The following is a 21,056-nucleotide window of genomic DNA, read 5'->3' on the forward strand; positions in this document are numbered from 1 at the left end:
GGCGCGCTATCGGCTTTCGGTGCCGGATGTCGCCGGTTCGGGCTGTCCGTGCCTCGTATCGGGCGAAGCCGGCCGGTCGGGATCGTGGAGGCCCGTGAGATGTACGCGAAGGTAGCTCAGATGCTCCACAATCGCCGCTTCGGCGGCATCCGGGTCTTTCGCGCTGATGGCGTCGACAATTGCCTTGTGGTGCCGAACCGTCGCTCGCCCGACCTCCGGTGAAAGGTCCAGATAGTGAACGGGTTCGGTCTCGTGATGGAGAGCGGCGACGAATGAGGCGAGTACACGATTACGTGAAGCTTGAGCGATCAGTGAGTGGAACTTCTCGTCGAGCTTGGGAATGTCGGGATCCTCGACAGAAGCGGACTTCTGCCGTTCGACCACTTCGTACATTTGTTCGAGCTCTTTCGCTGTGCGGTTGGCAGCCGCCAGTCGTGCTGCTGGTACCTCCAGATACTGTCGGATCTCAGCGACCTCGGAGAAGTCGATACTGCCCAATTCGAGCAGGTTGTGCAGCGAATCGATGACCACAGTTCCCAGAGAGTGATGGTCGACCGAGCTCACGAAGTTGCCGCCGCGTGCACCTGGAATCTTGTGGATCAATCCCTGCGTCGTCAGAGACCTGAGAGCTTCTCGCAGGGTCGTCCTGCTGACATTGAATTGCTTGGCAAGCGCAGTTTCGGGCGGCAGCATCTCGCCACTGTTCAGCTCGCCCGACAGGACCATCTGGCGGATGCGGTCTTCGACCTGCTCGCGGGGGCGGAGTACCTTCTGACCTATTGTCCGCATCGGCCGCGAAGTCTGCGGATCTGACACACGACTCCCGTTCATTGGCACCATACGTTCACGATACCCGGTTATTGTCGAACATTGATCAGGGTGGTCGAAGATGAACCCGGCATACGCCCGATCGATCGAGCCCCGCGTGTGGTCGGCAGTGCTTTCGCCGCGTATGGGCCTATTCTCCGGGGCGGGTCGGGTGCTCGATCGGAGCCTCTTCGCTCACGTCGGTGCGGCCGGGGTTTGATCGCACGGGGGTTGGGCGTGTGTGTGGCGCACCTTCTCGCGACCGACTCCGGGGCGGTATCGAGGTAGTTCTCGGGTTCGGTGGCGTTGCACGGGGCGAAGGAGGCGAGCGCCCGCTGTCGGATGGCCGGGATTGTCCCATTGTCTTCTGCTCGAGCCGTCGGCCGTTGACGCGCCCTTCGTCGGCCGATGTAAATGTCGGAGGTTTGCATCCGGCTATGCGTCACCATGTGAGCGGGGGGTCGATCGGTGGTGGCGAATGATGTGACATCCGCGTATGCGCTGCTCGCATGCCTTCTCGGCGCGGTGGTTGCAGCGAACGCAAAGGTATGGCCAGTAAATGTTGGACCTTGCGCACACTGTCTATTTTGCTTTAGTCTGATGCCGTCATCGGACATGTGATGTCGCATCGTCGGCTCGCCGGTCCGCTGATCGGGAGGCCCCCTCCGGGCCCGATGCCGACCAGCCGATACCCGAAGGATGTGAAGGAATGACCGACGAGAACAGCGGACCGCTGGCGGGCCTACGGGTGGTCGATATGACCACGTCGTACGCCGGGCCCACCGCGGCCATGTACCTCGCCGACCTCGGCGCCACGGTGGTCAAGGTCGAGCGTCCCGGGCACGGCGACGACGCACGGGACTGGGGCCCGCCCTTCGTCGACGGGGCGTCGGCCTGGTTCGCCTCGGCCAACAGGAACAAGAAGTCGATCGTCCTGGACCTGCGCACGGAAACGGGGCGGGAGGTGCTGCTGCGCCTGCTGGATACCGCCGACGTGTTCATGCAGAACATGAATCCTGCCAAACTGGTCGGTATAGGAATCGACGGTGACTCACTTCGCTCGCGCAACTCCCGGCTGATCTACTGCGCCATGTCGGGATTCGGATTGGACGGCCCGGACAGCGGTCTGCCCGGCTACGACTTGGTGGCCCAGGCGCGTTCGGGACTGATGTCGGTCACCGGTGAGGCCGGGCGCAGCCCGCAACGCGTCTCGACGGCGCTGTCGGACGTGGTAACCGGCATGTGCGCCGCGGTCGCGATCAACGCGGCTCTGGTGCGGCAGGCGCGCACGGGCGAAGGCGAGCTGATCGATGTCTCGCTGCTCGATACCGATCTCGCGCTCATGGCGCCCCGGATCGCGGCGTACCACGCCGGCGAGCCGGAGCCCGCGCCCAGCGGCGGGACCGATTCGGTACTCGCGGTATACCAGTCCTTCGCGGCCTCCGACCGGAGTCTGGTGGTGGCGATCGGCAACGACGCGATGTGGCAGCGCTTCTGCGCGGCGGTGGACCTGCCCGACCTCGCCGCGGACCCGGATCTCGCCGACAATGCCGGACGTCGTGCCCACCGGCCACGGATCACCCGTGTCGTCGCCGAGCGGATCGCCACCCGGACCGCCGCGGAGTGGCTGCGGATCTTCGGCGAGATCGAGGTGCCCGCCGCCCCCGTGCAGTCGCTGTCGGAGGTGGTGCGCGACCCGCAGGTCCGGGCGCGCGGTGCGCTGATGCCGGTCCCCGGGTCGGGCGGCGAGCTGGTGAGTGTGCACAGCCCGTTCCGGCTCGCCTCCCTGGCACCCCGCAACGAGCGGTTCCCGGATTTGGGGGAGCACACCCGCGAGATCCTGCTCGACCTCGGTTATGCCCGCGACGCCGTGGCCGTGCTGCTGGAGACCGGCGCGGTCGGAGCGCCCCGTGCCGAACGGGCGGAGGCCGTGTCGTGACGGTGCTGCTGCGCGAAACATCCGGTCACGTCACGACACTGACCATCAACCGGCCCGAGGCGTTCAACGCGCTCGACGCCGCGGTGATCGACGCGCTGGTCGCGGCGGCGACCGAGGTGGCCGCGGACCCGGGTATACGTGCGGTCGTGCTCACCGGTTCGGGCGAGAAGGCGTTCAGTGCCGGTGCGGATCTGAAAGAGCTCGCGGATATGGGACCCGATCGGGCGCGGGAGATGATGACCGCGGGCCAGCGGGCGTTCCGGACGCTGGAACAGCTGCCGATCCCGGTGATCGCCGCGGTCGACGGTCTGGCGCTGGGCGGCGGGTTCGAACTGGTGCTCGTCTCGACCTTCCCGGTGCTGTCCACCCGGGCGGCACTCGGGCTGCCGGAGTCCGGGCTCGGGCTCATTCCCGGGTACGGGGGGACACAGCGTCTTCCCCGTGCCATCGGGGCGCGCGCCGCCGCGCATCTGATGCTCACCGGGACCCGGCTCGATGCCGGCCGCGCCTACGAACTCGGGCTGACCCCGGTTGCGCCGGTGCCGCCGGAGGAATTGCTGCCGACGGCCGTGGGAATCGCCGAGAAGATCGCGGCGCAGGGCCCCGTCGCTGTGCGTGCGATCCTGCACGCCCTGGACGTCGGCCGCGACGCCCCGCTCGAGACCGGCCTCGCGGTCGAAACGGGACTGGCGGCCCTGGCCGTGGCGGGAAATGAATCGACCGAGGGCATCGGTGCTTTTCTCGAGCGCCGGCCGGCCCGGTTCGCTGACCTGGAGGCCGGCTCATGAGCACCGGGCTCCTCGAGATGGACACCGATCCCGAGGCGTACCTGGCACTGCACGAGCTGCTCGATGAACCGGCCGCCGACGCCGCGCTGACCGAGCGGGAACGCGAGGTCCGCGCGACGGCCCGCGAGGTGGTGGCGCACGAGGTCGCGCCGCGGGCGGCCGAACTGGACGCGACTCACACCTTCGCCCACGAGAGTGTGCAGGCGCTGGCCCGGGCCGGGCTCTGCGGGCTGGTCTTTCCCGAACGCCTCGGCGGTAGCGGCGACAGCAATGTCGCCTATGCCGCGGCGATGGAGGAGATCACGGCCGGTTGCGCCGCGACCAGCCTGGTGTTCATGACCCAGACGCACGCGGCGTACCCGATTCTGATCGCAGGCGGCGACGAGCTCCAGCAGCGCTACATACCTGGCCTGCTGGATGGTTCCCGGTACGGCTCGCTCGGTATCACCGAGCCGGGCGCGGGCTCGGATGTCTCGGGTCTGACCACCACCGCCGTCCCCACCGCCGACGGCTGGACGGTGACCGGGCAGAAGACCTTCATCACCACCGGTGATCGCGCCGACGTGATCATCTGCTTCGCCACCGTCGACCGGACCCGCGGCCGCGACGGGATCACCGCCTTCGTGGTCGAAGGCGGCTGGGACGGCGTGGGTCGCGGGCAGCCCTTCCACAAGATGGGCATGCACGGTTCGAGTACCGCCGAACTCTTCTTCGACCGGGTCGCGGTGCCGCGCGCGAATCTGCTCGGCGACGAGGGGCGGGGCTGGTCGGTGGTGATGAATTCGGTGGTGAAATCCCGGATCAGCGCCGCCGCCCAGGGGGTGGGCCTGGCCCGCGCCGCGTACGCCCGGACTCTGGCCGCGCTGACCGCGTTGTACGGCCACCGGATCGCCGACGAGCACACCTTCGCGCTCGCCGATCTGCGCGGCCGGATCCTGCAGGGGCGCCTGCTGTTGCACGCCGTGGCGCGCCAGGTCGATACGAACCCGCAGGTGACACCCGGGCAGATCGGGGTCATGAAGCAGGTCTGCACCGACCTCGGCTTCCAGGCATCGGTGGAGGCGGCCCGGATCCTCGGCCCCTACGGCGATCTCGCCGACCTCGGTGTCGAGCGCTGCCTGCGCGACGCGAAGGTCACCCAGATCTACGACGGCACCAATGAAATCCAGCGGCTGCTCATCGGCCGCGAGACCACCCGCGCGATGAAGGAGTTTCGATGATTTCGCTGGACGGAAAGGTCGCGATCGTCACCGGCGCCGGCCGCGGTCTCGGCCGGTCCATGGCCTACGCCCTCGCGGAGGCGGGTGCCGCCGTCGCGGTCGCCTCCCGGACGGCCGCCGAGCTGGACACTTTCGTCGCCGGGGTCCGTGGCGCCGAGGGCCGGGCGCTGGCCTGCCCGACCGATATCACCGACGAGCAGTCGGTCCGGCGGATGGTGCAGGCCACCCTCGACACCTTCGGCCGGGTGGACATTCTGGTGAACAACTCCGGGATCGTCGCCTCCACCCCGCTGGTGGACCAGCCCGCCGACGAATGGGACCGGGTGATCGCGACGAATCTGCGCGGCACCTACCTGGCCACGCGCGCGGTCGGTCCGCACCTCATCGCCCAAGGCGGGGGCAAGGTCATCAATATCGCGTCCAACTTCGCCCTGCAGGGTGTCGCGAACCATGCGGCGTATTCGGCGTCCAAGGCGGGCGTTATCGCTTTCACCCGTTCGATGGCCATCGAGTGGGCCCGGCACGGTATCCAGGTCAACGCCATCGCCCCGGGCTACTTCGCCACTCCGTTGAACGCCGAACTCCGCGACGACGCCGAGGCCATGGCCCGTGTCGTACGGGCCATTCCGGCGCGCCGGATGGGTGAACCCGACGAGATCCGGCCCTGGCTGCTGCTGCTCGCCGGCAGCGACTCGAACTTCATGACCGGTGAGGTCATCGTCCTCGACGGCGGCCAGAGCATCCGCTGAGATTCAGGAGAACCAAGTGAGCAACGAGAGCAGAACTGTCGCCGTGCTCGGCGCCGGCACGATGGGTTCGGGAATCGCGATCGTGATGGCCCGGGCGGGATATCGGACCGTACTGTTCGACATCGAGGAAGCGAACCTACGGCGGGGGATCGATACCGTGCACGGCTTCTTCGACAAGAGCGTGCAGCTGGGCAAGCTGGACCCGGACGCGGGCCGGGCCGCCAAGGACGCGCTCACCGGGACCACCGATCTCACCGACCTCGCGCCCTGCGATGTGGTGGTCGAGGCCGTGTTCGAGGACCTGGCGGTGAAGAAGGATCTCTTCGGCCGGCTCGACGAGATCGTCGCCGATTCGACGCTCTTCCACACGAATACGTCGACCCTGTCGGTCACCGGGATCGCGTCGGGTTCGCGGCGTCCGGAGCGGGTGGTCGGCACCCACTATTGCAATCCGGCGCCGCTGATGAAGCTCGTCGAGGTGGCCGACGGCCGCCATACCGCCGACTGGGCCCACAAGGCGACCGTCGAATTCCTGGGGTCGCTGGGTAAGACCGGTGTGGTCACCAAGGACCGTCCGGGATTCATCGTCAACCGGTTCCTGATCCCGTGGGAGAACTCCTGCATCCGTGCCCTGGAAGCGGGCGTCGCCACCAAAGAAGTGATCGATGCCGCCGTACTCGGTTCGCTCGGGCACCCGATGGGACCGTTCCGGCTGCTCGACATAGTCGGGATGGATATCCATCAGCAGGTCGCGACCCGTCTCTACGAGCAACTGCGCGACCCGAAGTTCTTCCCCCCACCGATGGTCGAGCGCATGGTCGCCGCCGGGGATCTGGGACGCAAAACCGGCCGCGGTTTCTACACCTACGACGACACCCGGCTGTTCGGGTCCTGAGGAGAGAACATGAGTGAGTCCACTCCCGGCTTCGCGACGATCGGTGTCCTCGGCCTCGGCACCATGGGCGCGGGCATCGCCCAGGTATTCGCCGCCTCGGGCCGCACGGTCGTCGCCGTCGACACCGATACCGCCCGTCTCGACGCGGGGCTGGCGACAGTGGCTGCCTTCCTCGACGGCGGGATCGCCCGAGGCAAGGTCACCGAGTCGGACAAGCGCGCGGTGCTGGGCCGGATCACCGGCACCACCTCGGTCGCGGACCTGCGCGGAGTCGATGCTGTGCTCGAATCCGTGACCGAGAACGCCGAAGTGAAAACAACACTGCTCACCGAGGTCGCGGCGGTGGTGGGGGAGCGGATCCCGCTGCTCACCAACACCTCCGCGCTGTCGGTCACCGATCTCGCGGCCGGGCTACCCGCACCGGGCCGCGTGGCGGGCCTGCACTTCTTCAATCCGGCGCCGATCATGCGCACGGTGGAGATCGTGCGGGCGCTGCAGAGCGCGGAGGAGCTGATCGATCGGCTGGTGGCACTCGTCGACACCCTCGACGACAAAGTCGCGGTGGTGGTCGACGACCGACCGGGTTTCCTGATCAACGCGCTGCTGCTGCCCTATCTCAATGATGTCGTGGCCGAGTACGACGAGGGCCTGGCCACTGCCGAGGACATCGACACCGCGCTGGAACTGGGTCTGGGCTACCAGACCGGACCCCTGAAACTGCTCGACATGATCGGTCTCGACGTGCACCTGCACGCCACCGAGGCCGCCCACGCGGCCACCGGCGACCCTCGTTACGCACCGCCGCCGCTGCTGCGCCGGATGGTGGCCGCCGGACGGCTGGGCACCAAGACCGGCCACGGATTCCGTACCGCCCCGTCCCGTGAGGAGAACAGCTGAGATGAGCTACGACGATATTCGCACCAGCATCGACGGGCCGGTTCTGACCATCACCATCGATCGCCCCGACGCCGGGAACAAGTTCCGGCACCAAACCTGCCTCGAGCTCTTCGACGCGCTCCAGAAGTTCCGGCTGGACCCGCAGTTGCGCGCGGCCGTACTGACCGGCGCCGGCGACAAGTTCTTCTGCATCGGCGGTGAACACGATCCGGTCACCTCGCTGGACCAGTCCCAGGTGCTGCCGATCATCGATGTGTACCAGGCGATCGACACCATCCCGAAGCCGATCGTGGCCGCGGTCAACGGTTTCGCGGTCGGCGGCGGCAATGTGCTGCACACCGTCTGCGATCTGAGCATCGCCGCCGAGACCGCGGTGTTCCGGCAGGTCGGCCCGATGGTCGGCAGCTTCGACGCCGGGTACGGCAGCTGGTACCTGGAGGACACCATCGGCCGCAAACGCGCCAAGGAGATGTGGTACCTCAACCGCAAGTACACCGCCGCCCAGGCGCTGGACATGGGACTGGTCAACGAGGTGGTCCCGCCCGCCGAGCTGGCCGCCCGCGCCGCGGAGGTGGCCGCGGAGATCACCACCCGCAGCCCGCTGGCCCTGGCGGGTATGAAAGGGGCGTTCTCGGCCCGCCACAACGGTGTCTCGGGACAGGCCCGGATGGCGCACGATCAGCAGCTCTCGCTCTACCTACAGACGAAAGAGGCCCATGAGGTGAATGCTTCCTTCGGTGAGCGGCGCCGCCCCGACACCGAGAGTTTCTGGTCGTGACCCCGTCGGACACCTGGCGGGGACCCGCGCTCGACAGGGATCAGCGCGATCTGCGGGATATGCTCGACGCTTTCGCGGCCGCGCACAACCCGGTGCTAGCCGACGAACCGGAACAGGTCGCCGGACTGGTCACCGAACTCGCCGCGCTCGGCGTCTGGACACTGGGCACCGCCGAGGAGACCGGCGGTGGGGGCGCCGACAGGGCGACCACGGCGCTCGTCTTCGAACGACTCGGCCGTGCCTGGCCGGCGCTGGGCTGGGCCGCGGCACAGGCCCATACCGCCATTGACGTACTCGGCGCCGACCAGCGATTCGCCGACCTGGTCACCGGCCTGCATGCCGGTACGGCCGCTGTCGCGGTCGTCGACGCGACGGCGGCACAGGTACGGCTCACCCGACAAGGCGGCACCCTGAGTGGGACCGTGGCCCGGGTGGACGCCGCGGCCGAACGGCCGCATCTGCTGCTGCTCGGCGACGCGGGTCACGCGGTGCTGCTGCCGCCGGTCGCGCTCACCCCGGAGCCGCTGCGGCGCACCGGTTTCGGCGGCGCGCTGACCCGCTCCCTGGAGGTCGACGCCCGCCCCGGCGAGTACCACGACCTCGACAGTGTGGACACCGCGGCGGCGCGGCGGCGGCTGCGTCTGGGCGCGGCCGCCGTGGCGGCGGGAATCGCTGGTGCGGCGGCCGACGCCGCGGCGGAATACGCCTCGGGTCGTGAGCAGTTCGGTGCGCCCCTGACCGCGCTGCCCACCGTGCGACAGGCCCTGCTGGGCCAGGCCGCGCGGGCGGCGGTGAGTACCGCGGCGGCCTTCGGCGCCGAGGACGAGGTCGCGGTGCTGGCCGCGCTACGCGAAGCCTGCGAGGGCGCGATCGAGGCCGCCGCCGGCGCACTGCAGGCACACGGTGGATACGGATACCTGACCGAATACGGCGCCGAACGGCGATTGCGTGACGCGATATCGCTACGCGCCGCGACGGATCCGGGTGGGGCGGCCACCGCCGTAGCCCGGGCGCTGGCCGGGCTCCCGCCCATTGCCACGGCAATCAGGAAGGACGCGTCGTGAGTGCATCCACCAACAGATCGCTGACCGAGGTTCTCGACGGCCAGTACACCCCGGTCGACGACGCCACGGCCGCACAGTGGCGGGCGGCGGGCTGGTGGGAGAACCGCTCCATCCGTTCGCTGCTCACCGAGGCGGCCGAGCGGCACCCGGACCGGACGGCGCTGGTCGGACGTCGCAGCGACGGCCGCCGCGAGACCCGGACCTACCGCGAGTTCGACCGCAACGCCCACCGTGCCGCCGCGGTGTTCGCCTCGCTCGGCGTGGGTGTCGGCGATGCCGTCGTGCTCATGCTGCCGAATTGGGTCGAGTACGCCGAAATGGTGTTCGGGATCAACGAGATCGGCGCGATCTACGCCGGTATCCCGGTCGCCTACGGCGAGAACCAGGCCGCCGCCATCCTGCGCCGCAGCAAGGCGAAAGTGCTCGTCATCCCGCGGCGCTGGCGCAGCAACGAACACCTCGAGCTGTCCCGCAGGCTGCGCGCCGAGATCCCCACCCTCGAGCATGTGCTCGTCCTCGACGACGACGGCACCGGCCTGCGCGACGGTGAATCGCTGTGGTCGGCTCATGCCGAGGCGCCTGACCGGACGTTCGCCGACCCCGAGCCGGACCGGTTGTGCTACCTCGGGTTCACCTCGGGCACCACGGGTGAGCCGAAAGGGGCCATGCACAGCCACGACACCCTGATCTACGCGGCCCGCCGGCAGGCCGAACACGTGGGTATCTCCCTGTGGGGCGATCCGATGGTCCAGTTGGTCGCCTCACCCGCCGGTCACCACACCGGCTTCGAGTGGGGCATCGTCATGACCGTGCTGCTGTGCGGCACCGCGGTACATGTGGACCGCTGGGACCCCGCCTGGGGCGCCGAGGTGGTCAGAGATGAGGGGATCACCTCCTTCTTCGGGGCGCCCACCTTCCTGCAGGACATGATGCGTACGGACCTCGCGGGCGACCCGGACTGCCCGCTGCGCTGCCTGATCGTCGCGGGATCGTCGGTACCGCGGAACCTGCCCGCCCAGGCGGGTGCCGCGCTCGGTGCCTACATCGCCCCGGCCTGGGGCCTGACCGAGTGCAGCATCATGAGTTCGTGCACGCCGCTCGAGCCCGACGCCATCCAGCGGACCGACGGGTCGATCTTCGCGGGCTCGGCGGTCAAGGTCGTCGATATCGACGGTAACGAGATGCCGCCGGGTACGGTCGGCGATCTGCTGATGCGCGGTCCCGGTGTGGTGTTCGGCTATTTCGACCGACCGGACGCGACCGAGGACGCCTACCTGCCGGGCCTGTGGTTCCGGACCGGTGATCGGGCGAGTGTGGACGAGCACGGCTGGCTGTCGCTGCACGGGCGCACCAAGGACATCATCATTCGCGGCGGCGAGAACATTCCGGTCACCGATGTGGAGTCGGCGATCTTCGACCATCCCGACATCCTGAACATCGCGGTGATCGGTGTCCCCGACGAACGACTCGGTGAGCGGGTCTGCGCAGTAGTGGTCGTCGAGGAAGGCGCGCCCGAGCTCACGGTGGAGACCCTCGCGCAATACCTTCTCGCGCAGGGCCTTTCCAAGCATTACCTGCCGGAGCGCATCGTGCGGCTTCCCGAACTGCCGATGACGCCGAGCGGAAAGGTCCAGAAGTTCAAGCTACGGGAGATGCTCGCATGACCGCCACCGGACTCCCGCTCACGGGTGTGAAGGTACTCGATCTGTCGACGTTGCTACCGGGTCCGCTGGCCACGCTGATGCTGGCAGACGCGGGCGCCGATGTCGTCAAACTCGAACGGCCCGGCCGTGGTGACGAAATGCGCACCTACGAACCGAAATTCGGCGAGGCCAGTGCCAACTACGCCGTCCTCAACCGGGGCAAACGCGCCTACGGAGTGGACTTCAAGGATCCGGAGCAGCGCGACCGGGTGCTCGCTCTCGCCGCCGAAGCCGATGTGGTCGTGGAGCAGTTCCGTCCGCGTGTGGCCGACCGGCTCGGTCTGGGCTACGACGCGATCGCGGCGATCAATCCGCGCGTGGTCTACTGCTCGATCACCGGCTACGGCCCGTCGGGACCGCTCGCGGCCCGGGCCGGTCACGACCTGAACTATCTGGCGGAATCGGGTTTGCTGGGCGTGGTCACCGACACCGCCGGTCGGCCGTCCCTGCCGGTCTCGGTGCTCGCCGATATCTCGGCCGGCACCTACCCGGCCGTGGTCAATATCCTGTTGGCGTTACGGCAGGCCGAACGCACCGGTGCCGGATGCCACCTCCAGGTCTCGATGGCCCACAATCTGCAGGTCCTGGCATACGGCTATATCGCCACGCACCAGGCGGGTGGCGCCTGGCCCCGGCCGGGCGCGGAACAGCTGACCGGCGGTAGTCCGCGGTACCACATCTATCCCACGTCCGACGGCCGCCATGTGGCCTGTGCCGCACTGGAACAGAAATTCTGGGACCGGCTGGTCGAACTCGTCGGCCTGGACGAGAAGTTCCACGACGACGCGGGGCAGGAGCAGGCGGTGATCGCGGCTCTCGGCGATATCTTCGCCCGGCAGCCGGCCACCTACTGGCGGCAGCTGCTCGAGGGTGAGGACGTGTGCACTGTGGTGGTCGCCACCTGGGACGAGGCGGTCCGAATCGGGCTGGTCGATACCGACGCGCCAGAGCGGGTGTCGCGGCCCGGCGAGCCGGGCGAATCCTTCGCCACGCTGGCGAGTCCGGTGGACCCGTCCCTGCGGCAGGTGGGCGGCACCCGTCCGTATCCGGCGCTGGCATCCCTGCCCGATACCTCGCCCTGGTCCTGATCCGGCGCCCGATCGCCGGCCACTCCTCTCTACTTCGAACAGGAATCCGTCATGCGTGCTGTACTGGTCAGGGAATTCGGGCCGCCCTCGCCCTGGTGGTCGAGGAGGTTCCCGACCTCGTGCCCGGCCCCGTTGAGCTCGATGAGTCAATCGTCGCCTTCCTCGGGATCGGCGCGCGGAACTTCCTCACGCCAATCGAATCCGGGGCTCGATTCACGCGAAGTATGCGGTCCGCACCCGGCGGGAGTCGGCGGACCGCCCGGACCGCGGGGTCGTGGAATTCGGCGGCACCGTTCTCGACCGGGACGGAACGATCGTCCAGCGCGATACCAAAACGCTTCTCGTGGCACGGAGGAACAATGACTGAGGCGTATGTCTATGCGGCGGCCCGCACTCCGTTCGGGCGTTTCGGCGGCGCACTGGCCGGCGTCCGCCCGGACGATCTCGCCGCGACCGCCGTGACCGGCGTACTGGGAAAGGCGCCCGCGCTCGATTCCGCCGAGATCGGGGATGTGGTGTGGGGCAACGCGAACGGGGCGGGCGAGGACAACCGCAATGTCGGCCGGATGGCGGTCCTGCTGGCCGGGCTGCCGACCTCGGTACCGGCGACGACCGTGAACCGGCTCTGCGGTTCGTCCCTGGACGCGGCGATGATCGCCTCGCGGAGTATCGAAACCGGTGACGTCGACATCGCATTGGCCGGTGGTGTCGAGTCGATGACCCGGGCGCCGTGGGTGCTGCCCAAACCGGATCGCGCCCATCCGGCCGGTGACGTGACCGCGGTATCAACCACACTCGGCTGGCGCCTGGTCAACACTCGGATGCCTGCCGAGTGGACGGTGTCGCTGGGGGAATGCAATGAACAACTCGCCGGCCGGTTCCACATCTCGCGGGCACGGCAGGACGAATTCGCGGTGCGTTCGCACACGCTGGCTCACGCCGCATGGGAAGCGGGACGGTACGACGATCTGGTGATCCCCGTCCCCGGGACCGACCTCGCGCGCGACGAAGGGATCCGGCCGGATTCCGATATGGAACGCCTGGCCGGACTGAAACCGTCCTTCCGGCCGGACGGAACGATCACCGCGGGTAATGCCAGTCCGTTGAGCGACGGAGCGTCGGCGCTGCTGCTCGGTTCCGCGGCGGCGGCCGCCCGGATCGGGAGCACCCCGCTGGCCCGGATCGCGGGGCGGGGAAGCTCTGCCCTCGACCCGCAGGATTTCGGGATCGCGCCCGTGGCGGCCGCCGAGGCCGCACTGGACCGGGCCGGGATCGGCTGGCCGGACGTGGCCGCGGTGGAACTCAACGAGGCTTTCGCCATCCAGGCGCTGGCCTGCGTCGATGCCTGGAAGATCGACCCGGAGATCGTCAACACCTGGGGCGGCGCCATTGCGCTCGGCCATCCGCTAGGCGCCTCCGGCACCCGGATCCTCGGCACGCTGGCCGGGCGGCTGATCGCCGGGGGACAGCGGTGGGGAGTCGCCGCCCTCTGTATCGGCGTCGGCCAGGCGCTGGCCGTCGTACTGGAGAACACCGCATCGGAATCGGAGAAACGATGAATCTGCCAACCAGAGTGGGGGTCTACGGGGGCGGCCGCATGGGGGCGGGTATCGCGCATGCCTTCCTGCTGGCGGGCGCGGGGGTGACCGTCGTCGAAGCCGATCCGGACGCAGTGGCCGCGGCCCGCGGCCGGGTGGAGTCGAGTCTGGCCACGGCCGCGGCGCGCGGCACCCTCGCCGAGGCACCCGAATCGGTGACCGCCCGGCTCACCGTCACCACCGACACCTCCGCCTTGGCCGCGGCCGGTCTCGTGGTGGAAGCGGTCCCCGAGATCGCCGAGCTGAAGGCGACCGTGCTCGACCGGATCGAGAAGGAAGCGCCCGACGCCGTCGTGGCCACCAACACCAGCTCGCTGTCGATCGACGGGCTGGCGGCGCAGCTGACGCGCCCGGGCACCTTCCTCGGCCTGCACTTCTTCAACCCGGTTCCGGCGAGCGGCCTGGTCGAGATCGTGGTCGGCGGCCGTACCGACGCCGCGGTGGTCGCCGAGGCGCAACGCTGGGTGGCGGCGCTCGATAAGACCGCGATCACGGTCACCGACTCGCCCGGGTTCGCCTCATCACGGCTGGGTGTCGCGATCGCTCTCGAGGCCATGCGCATGCTCGAGGACGGCGTCGCCTCGGCCGAGGACATCGACGCGGCGATGGCGCTGGGCTATAAACATCCGATGGGGCCGCTGCGTACCACTGATGTGGTCGGCCTGGACGTTCGGCTCGCCATCGCCGAACACCTCGCGCGTGAAGTCGGCCCCCGGTTCGAGCCACCGGCGATCCTTCGGGCGAAGATCGCCGCCGGGCATCTCGGCCGGAAGACGGGCCGGGGCTTCTACACCTGGTGAACACGCCACGACGGGCGGCCGGTCCGCGGCGGACGACAGAACGTGCGATGCTTCGCCCGGCCGGCAGCCGGTTGTCCCGGCTTCACCCCTGGTTCGTCCCGCTGTTGCGGGCTTCCACGGCTTCCACCGTCTTCCGGAACGCGTTCCTGAGCACGCCCCGGCCGACCGACCCGACCACGGCGCCGAGCGCTCGACCAGTCGCGTTCTTACCCTCGCGAACCACGACGACGTCCACCTCGGTCTTTCCGTCGGGGCGGGGGGTGAAGCGGTAGGTGTGGCCGGAGTGGCCGCCCCACAGGTTGGAGTCGGTGGTGGTCATGACCACCCGGTGCGGGTCCGACCAGTCGTAGTGCAGCCGTTCCCAGATTCCGCGCGACCCCTCCGTGACGTCGGCCTCGGTGGGACCGCGATGGTGTACCTCGAGGTATTTGTCGGCACTGTTGCCGAACAGCTGCTCACGGCCGGGCCCGAAATCGGTGAGCGCGGCGACGAACTGTTCGGGTGTCGCGTCGGTCGTTTCCGTGAAGTGGAGAGTGGACATGGGTGCTCCCGTATACGCGGTGGCTTCATCTCGTCGACCAGGAACTACGCGTGTCCTTCCAGGTTACGGAGCGATCGTGGCAGGTGGTACCCGGTCGTGTCGCCGGACACCCGGGGCCCGGTGCGCGCCGGAATGTCGGAGGTGTGGAGTAGGCAGGGACCATGACTGCCTCCCCCGCGGCTCAGAGCCCGGCACGGTCCACACCGGGCCCCCGACTGCTGGATATCCGTCGCCTGTGGGCCGAACCGGAGGCGCTGGCGAGCCCGCGCGGTCAGCAGGTGCGCGCGCGCTTCCCCGACGCCGAGATCATCCCGGTCGCGTCCCACTGGAATATCGACCGGTTGCACGGCAACGCGGGCAATATCGACCGGTGGATCCGGGTCAAGACCGAGGACCTGGTGCTCGGGGTCAAGAAGTCGCTGACGGCCCGGGAGAACGGGCGGTCGGCCGATTGGATCGCCCCGTCGACGTCCAACGGCTGCGCGATGGCGTGCGCCTACTGCTACGTTCCCCGTCGCAAGGGGTATGCCAACCCGATCACGGTGTTCACCAATATCGACAAGATCGTCGGCTACCTCGGCCGGCATGTGCGCAGACAGGGGCCCAAGACGCTGCCCAACCAGTGCGATCCGCAGGCGTGGGTCTACGACCTGGGGGAGAACAGCGACTGCTCGGTCGACGCACTGGTCAGTGACAATGTCGCCGACCTGATCACCGCGTTCCGCGCCTGGCCCACCGCGAAGGCCTCGTTCGCGACCAAATACGTCAACCGCGACCTGCTCGATCTGGACCCGCGGGGCCGGACGCGGATCCGGTTCTCGCTCATGCCCGAGGCCGACTCGCGGCTGCTCGACCTGCGGACCACACCGATCCGGCAGCGGATCGCCGCCATCGACGACTTCGTGGCGGCGGGCTACGAGGTCCACGTCAACTTCTCCCCGGTCGTCGTCCGCCCCGGCTGGGAACGGGACTGGGCCGAACTGCTGGAACAGCTCGGCGACGGCACCGGGGCCGCCTTCAAGGCGCAGGCGGCCGCCGAGATCATCATGCTCACCCACAACGAACAGTTGCACGAGGTCAACCTCGGCTGGCATCCGAAAGCCGAGGACCTGCTGTGGCAGCCGGCCGTCCAGCAGGCCAAGCGCTCGGGTTCGGGGATGTGGAACGTGCGCTACCGCAACAACATCAAAGTCGCCGGTGTCGATACCCTCACCGGTCTCATCGCCGAGCGGGCACCCTGGTTGACGGTGCGCTACGCGTTCTGAGCCGCCGGGACCGCAACGGTCGGCGACCGCGGGTGTTACCCCGGCGGAGATGCTCTTTCGCGGATTCCAGGAAGCTCGCGACGAGCGGATCGTGTTCGCCGGCGCGGGTGAACACGGCCACCTGGCACGGTTCGATGCCGTCGATGGGGATCACCGCGAGATCGTAGCGGAGCGTACTGCGCCGGTCGTCGACGGGCACGATGGCGAGGGGCCGCCCGTCGGCGGCCACTTCCAGCTTGCCCTCGAAAGTGTCGACGAGCAGGAGGCCCAGCGGCGCGGGCTTCCGCGGCCGCCCGGGCGAAACGCGGCGGAGCAGGCCAAGGCGCAGATGGCCGCGGACAATCCGATGCTGCGTATGGGAACCCCGGCCGAGGTCGCCCGGGCAGTGTTGTTCCCGGCGTTCGACGCCACCTACACGACCGGAGCCGAACTCGTCGTGGACGGCGGGGGCTCGCAGCTCTGAGGTGTGCCGATCCGGACGACCGGAATGCCGCCGGGGGTCTGCCCGCCCGGCGGCTTCCGGTATCAGCGATCAGACTGGGATCGGCTCCGCGGTCACCGTGGCCGCGATCGCCGCGGCCAGTTCCGCGCCCTTGATCTCGAAGTGCCGGGTGAAGTACTCCAGATGCTCGGTGTGTTCGTGGAAGTGATGCGGGGTCAGGACCGCCGAGAAGACCGGTACACCGGTGTCGAGTTGTACGCGCATCAACGCGTCCACCACGGTCGCCGCCACGAAGTCGTGCCGGTAGATACCGCCGTCCACCACCAGGGCGCAGCCCGCCAGGCCGGCGTAGCGGCCGGTGGCGGCCAGTTGTTTGATGCGCAGCGGGATTTCGAAGGCGCCGGGAACTTCGATCACATCGATATCGACGATGCCGCGCTCGCAGAGCCCGGCCCGGCAGGCCGCGACGGCCCGGTCGACGATATCGGCGTGCCATCGGGCGGCGACGAGTGCGATGCGGTTCGGGGTGGGTGACATTCTGTTCCTCCTGCTCGCTGTGTCACCCAGGGCATGACGACGCGAACAGGAGCCACCCGCACGCGGGCGCTCCGGTGCCGCGTTCTCTTCCATCCGGACTGTGACCGTCGGCTCCGGGATCACACCGGAATCTGCTCGACCCACGGCGTCCGAGGACACTGTGGCGCTCGCGGGCTCGTGCACCGGATCCGACCGGATGCCATGACCGCCGGTGGGGAATTCCACCCCGCCCTGAGAACGTGTACAGATCGGACAGTAACAATGCCGCGACCTCGGGACAAGCCGGCGGTTGTCCGCCCGGCCCGGACCGTCATGTTCGCGGAAGGTGCTCGCGGCGGTCGTAGTACAGCAGGCGGTAGTCGCCGGCCTCGCACGTCCACGCGGTCACCGACGCGTTCCCGGCCAGTCCCCGGGCGGCGACGGCGAGTGTCGCGGTGTCGTCGAGGTGCTCGAGCAGGCGGCGCAGCATCAGGATCACCGCGTCGTGCGCGACGATCAGTACCCGTTGGTGCCGGGTATCGGCGGCGATGCGGTCGAGCACCCCTGATAAGCGGGCGGCGACATCGAGGAAGGATTCGCCGCCGGGCGGCCGGTAGCCGAGCGGGTCGGCCTGTTCGGCCGCGTACTGTTCGGGATACCGCTCCCGGACTTCGGAGAGGGGAATGTGTGCCAGAGTGCCGCGGAAGCGGTCGTACAGCCGCGGGTCGGTCACCCGGCAGGGCGGCGTCACGCCGGCCGTCCGGAGTTCGGCTTCGGCGAGTTGCCAGGTCTGTACCGCCCGGCGATACGGTGAGCACAGGACGATCTCCGGGAGCTGCTCCGGCGGCAGCGCGGCGATCCATCGGCCGAGGGCGACGGACTGGCGTGCGCCCAGATCGGTCAGTTCGATGACCATATCGTCGGCTTCGGCGGGGGTCGCGGGGCGGAATCCGGCATTGACGGTGCTCTGGCCGTGCCGGACGGCGTAGAGCAGGCGCGGGTTCGCGGTGTCGCGATGCCCGCGGGGATATTCGGGCGCGCCGGGAACTGCGGGGTCGGCGGGCGGCTGCGTACTCATACCCAGAGGATGTACCGGTCGACGCCCGGCTGTCCGGAACTTCCGGACAGCCGGACGCTGCGTCGCCGCGGGATCGGCGGCGGATGAGTGGTCGGGTCCGGGTGCTCGAAGAGTCGTCGCGGTGAATCCGGTTGCCCGAGGCATGCGGTGCCGCTATCTTAATGCGACAGTAGTCGCACTAGTATGGGCAACTCTGCCCGGCCGACTCGCCGCCGCGGCGCGTTCCCGGGAAAGGACACGGTCGTATTCGGAGGGCCGCGCGTACGCCTCGTGCGACGGCCCACCGCGCCCACCGGCAACCATTTCGACAACAGAATCGAGCCGTCCACATGCCCGCCGCGCCCCACCCCGACTCCTTCGCAGACTGGCTCGGCGACCATGCCGTCGAGCTCGCCCATCTCGACCCCGCGGCTCCGATGGACGACCTGGAGCCCCTGCGCGAGATCATCGGCGACGCACGTGTCGTCGCCCTCGGCGAGAATTCCCACTTCATCACCGAGTTCTCGCTCCTGCGCCGGCGCATCCTGCGGTTCCTGGTCGAGCGCTGCGGATTCACCGTCCTGGCCTTCGAATACGGCTTCAGCGAAGGCTTCGCCCTGGACGCCTGGGCTCAGGGGGACGGCACGGACGAGGACCTGGCGGCACATCTGGCCGCGGCGATTCCGGTGGGGGTCGCGGAACCGCTGCGCTGGATACGCCGGTACAACACCACCGCCGACGTGCGGGTGCGGTTCGCCGGGATCGATATCCCGGCGGCCGGTGGGTCCTTACTGCCCGCCCTGGTCCCGGTCGCCGACTATCTGAGCCACGTCGATGCCGAGGCACTACCGGCGATTCGGCAGGCCATCCGGATCGCCGAGTCGTTCGCCGGTGCCTCCGCCGCAGCGGCCGCGCCGGCCTGGACCCGGCTGGCCACCGCCGAGCAGGACGCTCTCAGCGCGATCCTGGCGCGTCTGCTCATCAGGTTCCGTGCTGTCGCACCGCTGTACACAGCCCGAGGTGATCAACACAGTTACGATATCGCCCTGCGTCGGCTCGAGGCCGCCTGTCACGCCGACTTCGGGTTTCGCGCGATGGCCGGCCTGTACTCCGGCAGCGGACCGACCGCCGACACTTCGGCGCGGGACTTCTATATGGCCGAATCGGTGCAATGGCATCTGGAACGTTCCGGACCGGGCGGCCGCATCGTGCTGGCGGCCCACAACGCGCATATCCAGCGGACGCCGGTCTGCTTCGACGGCGAGCTCACGGGGTTACCCATGGGGCAGTATCTGCACGACCGCCTGGGCGATGACTACTTCGCCCTCGCGCTGACCAGTATCGCCGGAAACACCGCCGACATGCGTCCCGACGAGGAGGCGCCGTTCGGCTTCGCCATCGAGGACAACCCGCTGCAGCCACCCGAATCGGGCAGTATCGAGGCCGCGTTCGCCGAGGCCGGCCTCGGGCTCGGTCTCGCCGATCTGCGCCGGGCCCGGGCACAGGCGACCGGCTGCCCCGACCGCATCCGGATCCAGAGCGCGTACGTGCACACCCCCGTCGCCGAGGCCTTCGACGCGGTCCTCGGTACTGCGAGCTCGACCGTAACCAACGTCGAAAGCCGAAAATGCCCGGTGTGACACCGCATGAGCACATCGGGCCATCCCGCCGCCGCACCGATTCGAGATGAGGAGCCCGCCTGTTCACGAGCGCCCCGGGCAGCGGGGGCCCAGCGGTCGCGGACCCACTGTCCCGGGGTGGTGCGACGGGAAGGGCCGGCGCGGCAGCCGGCTCAATGCGAGCCCGGGAGGTCCACCTCGTCCGGGGTCTTGTCATTGCGCAGACCCCGCCAAGACGGGTGCCGCAGGCCTTCGCCGGTGTACTCGCGGTATTCGATATCGGCGACCAGCACCGGATCCACCCAGTGCGGCGTCCCGGGGCGCCCGAAGCGTCCCCGGGTCAGTGGGAACAGCGCATCCGGGCGGGCGATCTCGTCGAGCCGGGCTCGCAGGGCCCGGCGGGCGGCGGTTGTGAACCCGGTGCCCACATTGCCGATGTGCACCAGCCGACCGTCGGCGTCGTGGGCGGCCAGGATCAGCGAGCCGAATGTCGCACCCGCCGAGCCGCTGCCGGCGGTCCAGCCCGCCACGACGGCCTCGGTGGTCTCGCGGATCGGAGTCTTGATCCAGGCCCGGGATCGGCGACCGGGCTGGTAGGTCGAGTCCAGGCGTTTGGAGACGATGCCCTCCAGCCCGTTGTCCCGTGCTACGCCGAGCAACCGGTCGGCGGGGGCACCCACCCAGTACGGCGGCGTCTGCAGCGGAGCGGTGTTCAGTGCCAGCGCCTGCAGGCGGTCGCGGCGGTCGAGGTAGGTCAGCCCGGTCACGTCCGCGCCGGTGTCGGTGAGGATGTCGAACAGGAACAGCTGCACCGGTACCGCACCGATCAGCGCCCGGCTCGGCCGCGCGACGTGCATGCGGCGCTGCAGCAGGCGGAACGACGGCGCCCCGTCCGGGGTCTGGGCGATGATCTCACCGTCGAGCACCAGGTCGCGGCCGCCGAGGTAGCCGGTCAGCGCGGTGACCAGGTCGGGATAGGAGCCGGTGATCTCACGGCGGTTGCGGCTGTAGAGACGGCACTGCGCGCCCGAGTTGATCACGATGGCGCGGACCCCGTCCCATTTCATCTCCACCGCCCAGTCCGGGTGGTCGGGCGGGCTGCCCGAGGTGGCGAGCATCGGCGCCGGGACCGCCGCCCGGCCTGCGGGGCTCAGCGGCCGGTGATCCGGTAGGCGACCACGGCCGGAGGCGCGCTGCGGCGCCACCGGAATACCGTGGCCGCGTCCCGGTCACATCCGGTTCCGCCCGCCATGCCTACCTCCTGCTCGCCGCAGCTGGATAAAGCCTGGT

At 69.1% G+C, this 21,056-nt stretch carries 20 protein-coding genes and 1 riboswitch; of the genes, 15 read left to right on the forward strand and 5 right to left on the reverse strand.

Going from position 1 to position 21,056, the window contains the following annotated elements; all coding sequences use genetic code 11:
• Positions 1–6: 6 nt before the first annotated feature.
• On the reverse strand, positions 7–816 hold the full coding sequence (locus tag ON38_RS30625) for a FadR/GntR family transcriptional regulator (RefSeq protein ID WP_083873239.1): 810 nt from the start codon (positions 814–816) through the stop codon (positions 7–9).
• Positions 817–1,516: 700 nt separating this feature from the next.
• Between ON38_RS30625 and ON38_RS30630 the strand changes: the two genes are divergently transcribed.
• From ON38_RS30630 to ON38_RS30685, 12 genes are all read left to right on the forward strand, one after another.
• Entirely contained in the window at positions 1,517–2,746 is a 1,230-nt protein-coding gene (locus ON38_RS30630; RefSeq protein ID WP_039828589.1) for a CaiB/BaiF CoA transferase family protein, read from the forward strand.
• Positions 2,743–3,534, forward strand: a complete 792-nt coding sequence (locus tag ON38_RS30635; protein WP_039828590.1) for an enoyl-CoA hydratase/isomerase family protein — start codon at positions 2,743–2,745, stop codon at positions 3,532–3,534. Before ON38_RS30630 ends, ON38_RS30635 begins: the two co-directional genes overlap by 4 nt.
• Complete coding sequence (locus tag ON38_RS30640) at positions 3,531–4,754, forward strand: acyl-CoA dehydrogenase family protein (RefSeq protein WP_039828592.1); 1,224 nt, start codon at positions 3,531–3,533, stop codon at positions 4,752–4,754. The genes ON38_RS30635 and ON38_RS30640 overlap by 4 nt, the downstream gene beginning before the upstream one ends.
• A complete protein-coding gene (locus ON38_RS30645) occupies positions 4,751–5,503 on the forward strand; it encodes an SDR family NAD(P)-dependent oxidoreductase (RefSeq protein WP_039828594.1) in 753 nt (250 codons plus the stop codon). The genes ON38_RS30640 and ON38_RS30645 overlap by 4 nt, the downstream gene beginning before the upstream one ends.
• 16 nt (positions 5,504–5,519) lie before the next feature.
• Positions 5,520–6,398 (forward strand): 3-hydroxyacyl-CoA dehydrogenase family protein, encoded by an 879-nt coding sequence (locus ON38_RS30650; protein WP_039828596.1) that lies wholly within the window; start codon positions 5,520–5,522, stop codon positions 6,396–6,398.
• 9 nt (positions 6,399–6,407) lie between these two features.
• The gene (locus ON38_RS30655; RefSeq protein ID WP_039828598.1) at positions 6,408–7,295 is read left to right on the forward strand and encodes a 3-hydroxyacyl-CoA dehydrogenase family protein; all 888 of its coding nucleotides are present in this window, start codon (positions 6,408–6,410) and stop codon (positions 7,293–7,295) included.
• Position 7,296: 1 nt separating this feature from the next.
• Positions 7,297–8,073, forward strand: a complete 777-nt coding sequence (locus ON38_RS30660) for an enoyl-CoA hydratase-related protein (protein WP_039828600.1) — start codon at positions 7,297–7,299, stop codon at positions 8,071–8,073.
• Entirely contained in the window at positions 8,070–9,137 is a 1,068-nt protein-coding gene (locus tag ON38_RS30665) for an acyl-CoA dehydrogenase family protein (RefSeq protein ID WP_039828601.1), read from the forward strand. The genes ON38_RS30660 and ON38_RS30665 overlap by 4 nt, the downstream gene beginning before the upstream one ends.
• The gene (locus ON38_RS30670; RefSeq protein WP_039828603.1) at positions 9,134–10,801 is read left to right on the forward strand and encodes an AMP-binding protein; all 1,668 of its coding nucleotides are present in this window, start codon (positions 9,134–9,136) and stop codon (positions 10,799–10,801) included. The genes ON38_RS30665 and ON38_RS30670 overlap by 4 nt, the downstream gene beginning before the upstream one ends.
• The gene (locus ON38_RS30675) at positions 10,798–11,928 is read left to right on the forward strand and encodes a CaiB/BaiF CoA transferase family protein (RefSeq protein WP_039828606.1); all 1,131 of its coding nucleotides are present in this window, start codon (positions 10,798–10,800) and stop codon (positions 11,926–11,928) included. Before ON38_RS30670 ends, ON38_RS30675 begins: the two co-directional genes overlap by 4 nt.
• A 359-nt stretch (positions 11,929–12,287) precedes the next feature.
• Positions 12,288–13,487, forward strand: coding sequence for a thiolase family protein (locus tag ON38_RS30680; RefSeq protein WP_039828608.1), 1,200 nt, complete (start codon positions 12,288–12,290; stop codon positions 13,485–13,487).
• Positions 13,484–14,326, forward strand: coding sequence for a 3-hydroxyacyl-CoA dehydrogenase family protein (locus ON38_RS30685; RefSeq protein WP_039828609.1), 843 nt, complete (start codon positions 13,484–13,486; stop codon positions 14,324–14,326). Before ON38_RS30680 ends, ON38_RS30685 begins: the two co-directional genes overlap by 4 nt.
• 82 nt (positions 14,327–14,408) lie before the next feature.
• On the opposite strand, the gene ON38_RS30690 is transcribed toward ON38_RS30685, so the two are convergent.
• Positions 14,409–14,867, reverse strand: coding sequence for an SRPBCC family protein (locus tag ON38_RS30690; protein WP_039828610.1), 459 nt, complete (start codon positions 14,865–14,867; stop codon positions 14,409–14,411).
• A 161-nt stretch (positions 14,868–15,028) separates the two neighbouring features.
• Here ON38_RS30690 and ON38_RS30695 point away from each other — a divergent pair, with 161 nt between their 5' ends.
• A complete protein-coding gene (locus tag ON38_RS30695; RefSeq protein ID WP_051165503.1) occupies positions 15,029–16,132 on the forward strand; it encodes a spore photoproduct lyase family protein in 1,104 nt (367 codons plus the stop codon).
• Between the two features lie 49 nt (positions 16,133–16,181).
• Entirely contained in the window at positions 16,182–16,595 is a 414-nt protein-coding gene (locus tag ON38_RS38120; RefSeq protein ID WP_039828611.1) for an SDR family oxidoreductase, read from the forward strand.
• A 69-nt stretch (positions 16,596–16,664) separates the two neighbouring features.
• Here ON38_RS38120 and ON38_RS30705 read toward each other — a convergent pair whose 3' ends face one another.
• Both ON38_RS30705 and ON38_RS30710 read right to left on the reverse strand, forming a co-directional pair.
• A complete protein-coding gene (locus ON38_RS30705; RefSeq protein ID WP_039828612.1) occupies positions 16,665–17,111 on the reverse strand; it encodes a 6,7-dimethyl-8-ribityllumazine synthase in 447 nt (148 codons plus the stop codon).
• Positions 17,112–17,188: 77 nt separating this feature from the next.
• A riboswitch (FMN riboswitch) is annotated at positions 17,189–17,354 on the reverse strand.
• 67 nt (positions 17,355–17,421) lie between these two features.
• On the reverse strand, positions 17,422–18,168 hold the full coding sequence (locus ON38_RS30710) for a histidine phosphatase family protein (RefSeq protein ID WP_051165504.1): 747 nt from the start codon (positions 18,166–18,168) through the stop codon (positions 17,422–17,424).
• Between the two features lie 329 nt (positions 18,169–18,497).
• On the opposite strand from ON38_RS30710, the gene ON38_RS30715 reads away from it, so the two are divergent.
• Positions 18,498–19,787, forward strand: a complete 1,290-nt coding sequence (locus tag ON38_RS30715) for an erythromycin esterase family protein (protein WP_039828613.1) — start codon at positions 18,498–18,500, stop codon at positions 19,785–19,787.
• Between the two features lie 152 nt (positions 19,788–19,939).
• Here the strand turns inward: ON38_RS30715 and ligD are convergent, their stop codons facing one another.
• Positions 19,940–20,884 carry a non-homologous end-joining DNA ligase gene (gene ligD / locus ON38_RS30720; protein ID WP_039828679.1) on the reverse strand — a complete coding sequence of 315 codons (945 nt, stop codon included), beginning with the start codon at positions 20,882–20,884 and terminating at the stop codon, positions 19,940–19,942.
• Between the last annotated feature and the right edge of the window lie 172 nt (positions 20,885–21,056).

It is taken from the genome of Nocardia testacea NBRC 100365, from assembly GCF_000308775.1.
Classification (GTDB): domain Bacteria; phylum Actinomycetota; class Actinomycetes; order Mycobacteriales; family Mycobacteriaceae; genus Nocardia; species Nocardia testacea.

Coding starts and splice junctions, on each gene's coding strand:
- ON38_RS30630 (WP_039828589.1), top strand. CDS start 1,517: ATGACCGACGAGAACAGCGGACCGCTGGCGGGCCTACGGGTGGTCGAT.
- ON38_RS30640 (WP_039828592.1), top strand. CDS start 3,531: ATGAGCACCGGGCTCCTCGAGATGGACACCGATCCCGAGGCGTACCTG.
- ON38_RS30645 (WP_039828594.1), top strand. CDS start 4,751: ATGATTTCGCTGGACGGAAAGGTCGCGATCGTCACCGGCGCCGGCCGC.
- ON38_RS30655 (WP_039828598.1), top strand. CDS start 6,408: ATGAGTGAGTCCACTCCCGGCTTCGCGACGATCGGTGTCCTCGGCCTC.
- ON38_RS30660 (WP_039828600.1), top strand. CDS start 7,297: ATGAGCTACGACGATATTCGCACCAGCATCGACGGGCCGGTTCTGACC.
- ON38_RS30675 (WP_039828606.1), top strand. CDS start 10,798: ATGACCGCCACCGGACTCCCGCTCACGGGTGTGAAGGTACTCGATCTG.
- ON38_RS30680 (WP_039828608.1), top strand. CDS start 12,288: ATGACTGAGGCGTATGTCTATGCGGCGGCCCGCACTCCGTTCGGGCGT.
- ON38_RS30685 (WP_039828609.1), top strand. CDS start 13,484: ATGAATCTGCCAACCAGAGTGGGGGTCTACGGGGGCGGCCGCATGGGG.
- ON38_RS30690 (WP_039828610.1), bottom strand. CDS start 14,867: ATGTCCACTCTCCACTTCACGGAAACGACCGACGCGACACCCGAACAG.
- ON38_RS30695 (WP_051165503.1), top strand. CDS start 15,029: ATGACTGCCTCCCCCGCGGCTCAGAGCCCGGCACGGTCCACACCGGGC.
- ON38_RS38120 (WP_039828611.1), top strand. CDS start 16,182: ATGCTCTTTCGCGGATTCCAGGAAGCTCGCGACGAGCGGATCGTGTTC.
- ON38_RS30705 (WP_039828612.1), bottom strand. CDS start 17,111: ATGTCACCCACCCCGAACCGCATCGCACTCGTCGCCGCCCGATGGCAC.
- ON38_RS30710 (WP_051165504.1), bottom strand. CDS start 18,168: ATGAGTACGCAGCCGCCCGCCGACCCCGCAGTTCCCGGCGCGCCCGAA.
- ON38_RS30715 (WP_039828613.1), top strand. CDS start 18,498: ATGCCCGCCGCGCCCCACCCCGACTCCTTCGCAGACTGGCTCGGCGAC.
- ligD (WP_039828679.1), bottom strand. CDS start 20,884: ATGCTCGCCACCTCGGGCAGCCCGCCCGACCACCCGGACTGGGCGGTG.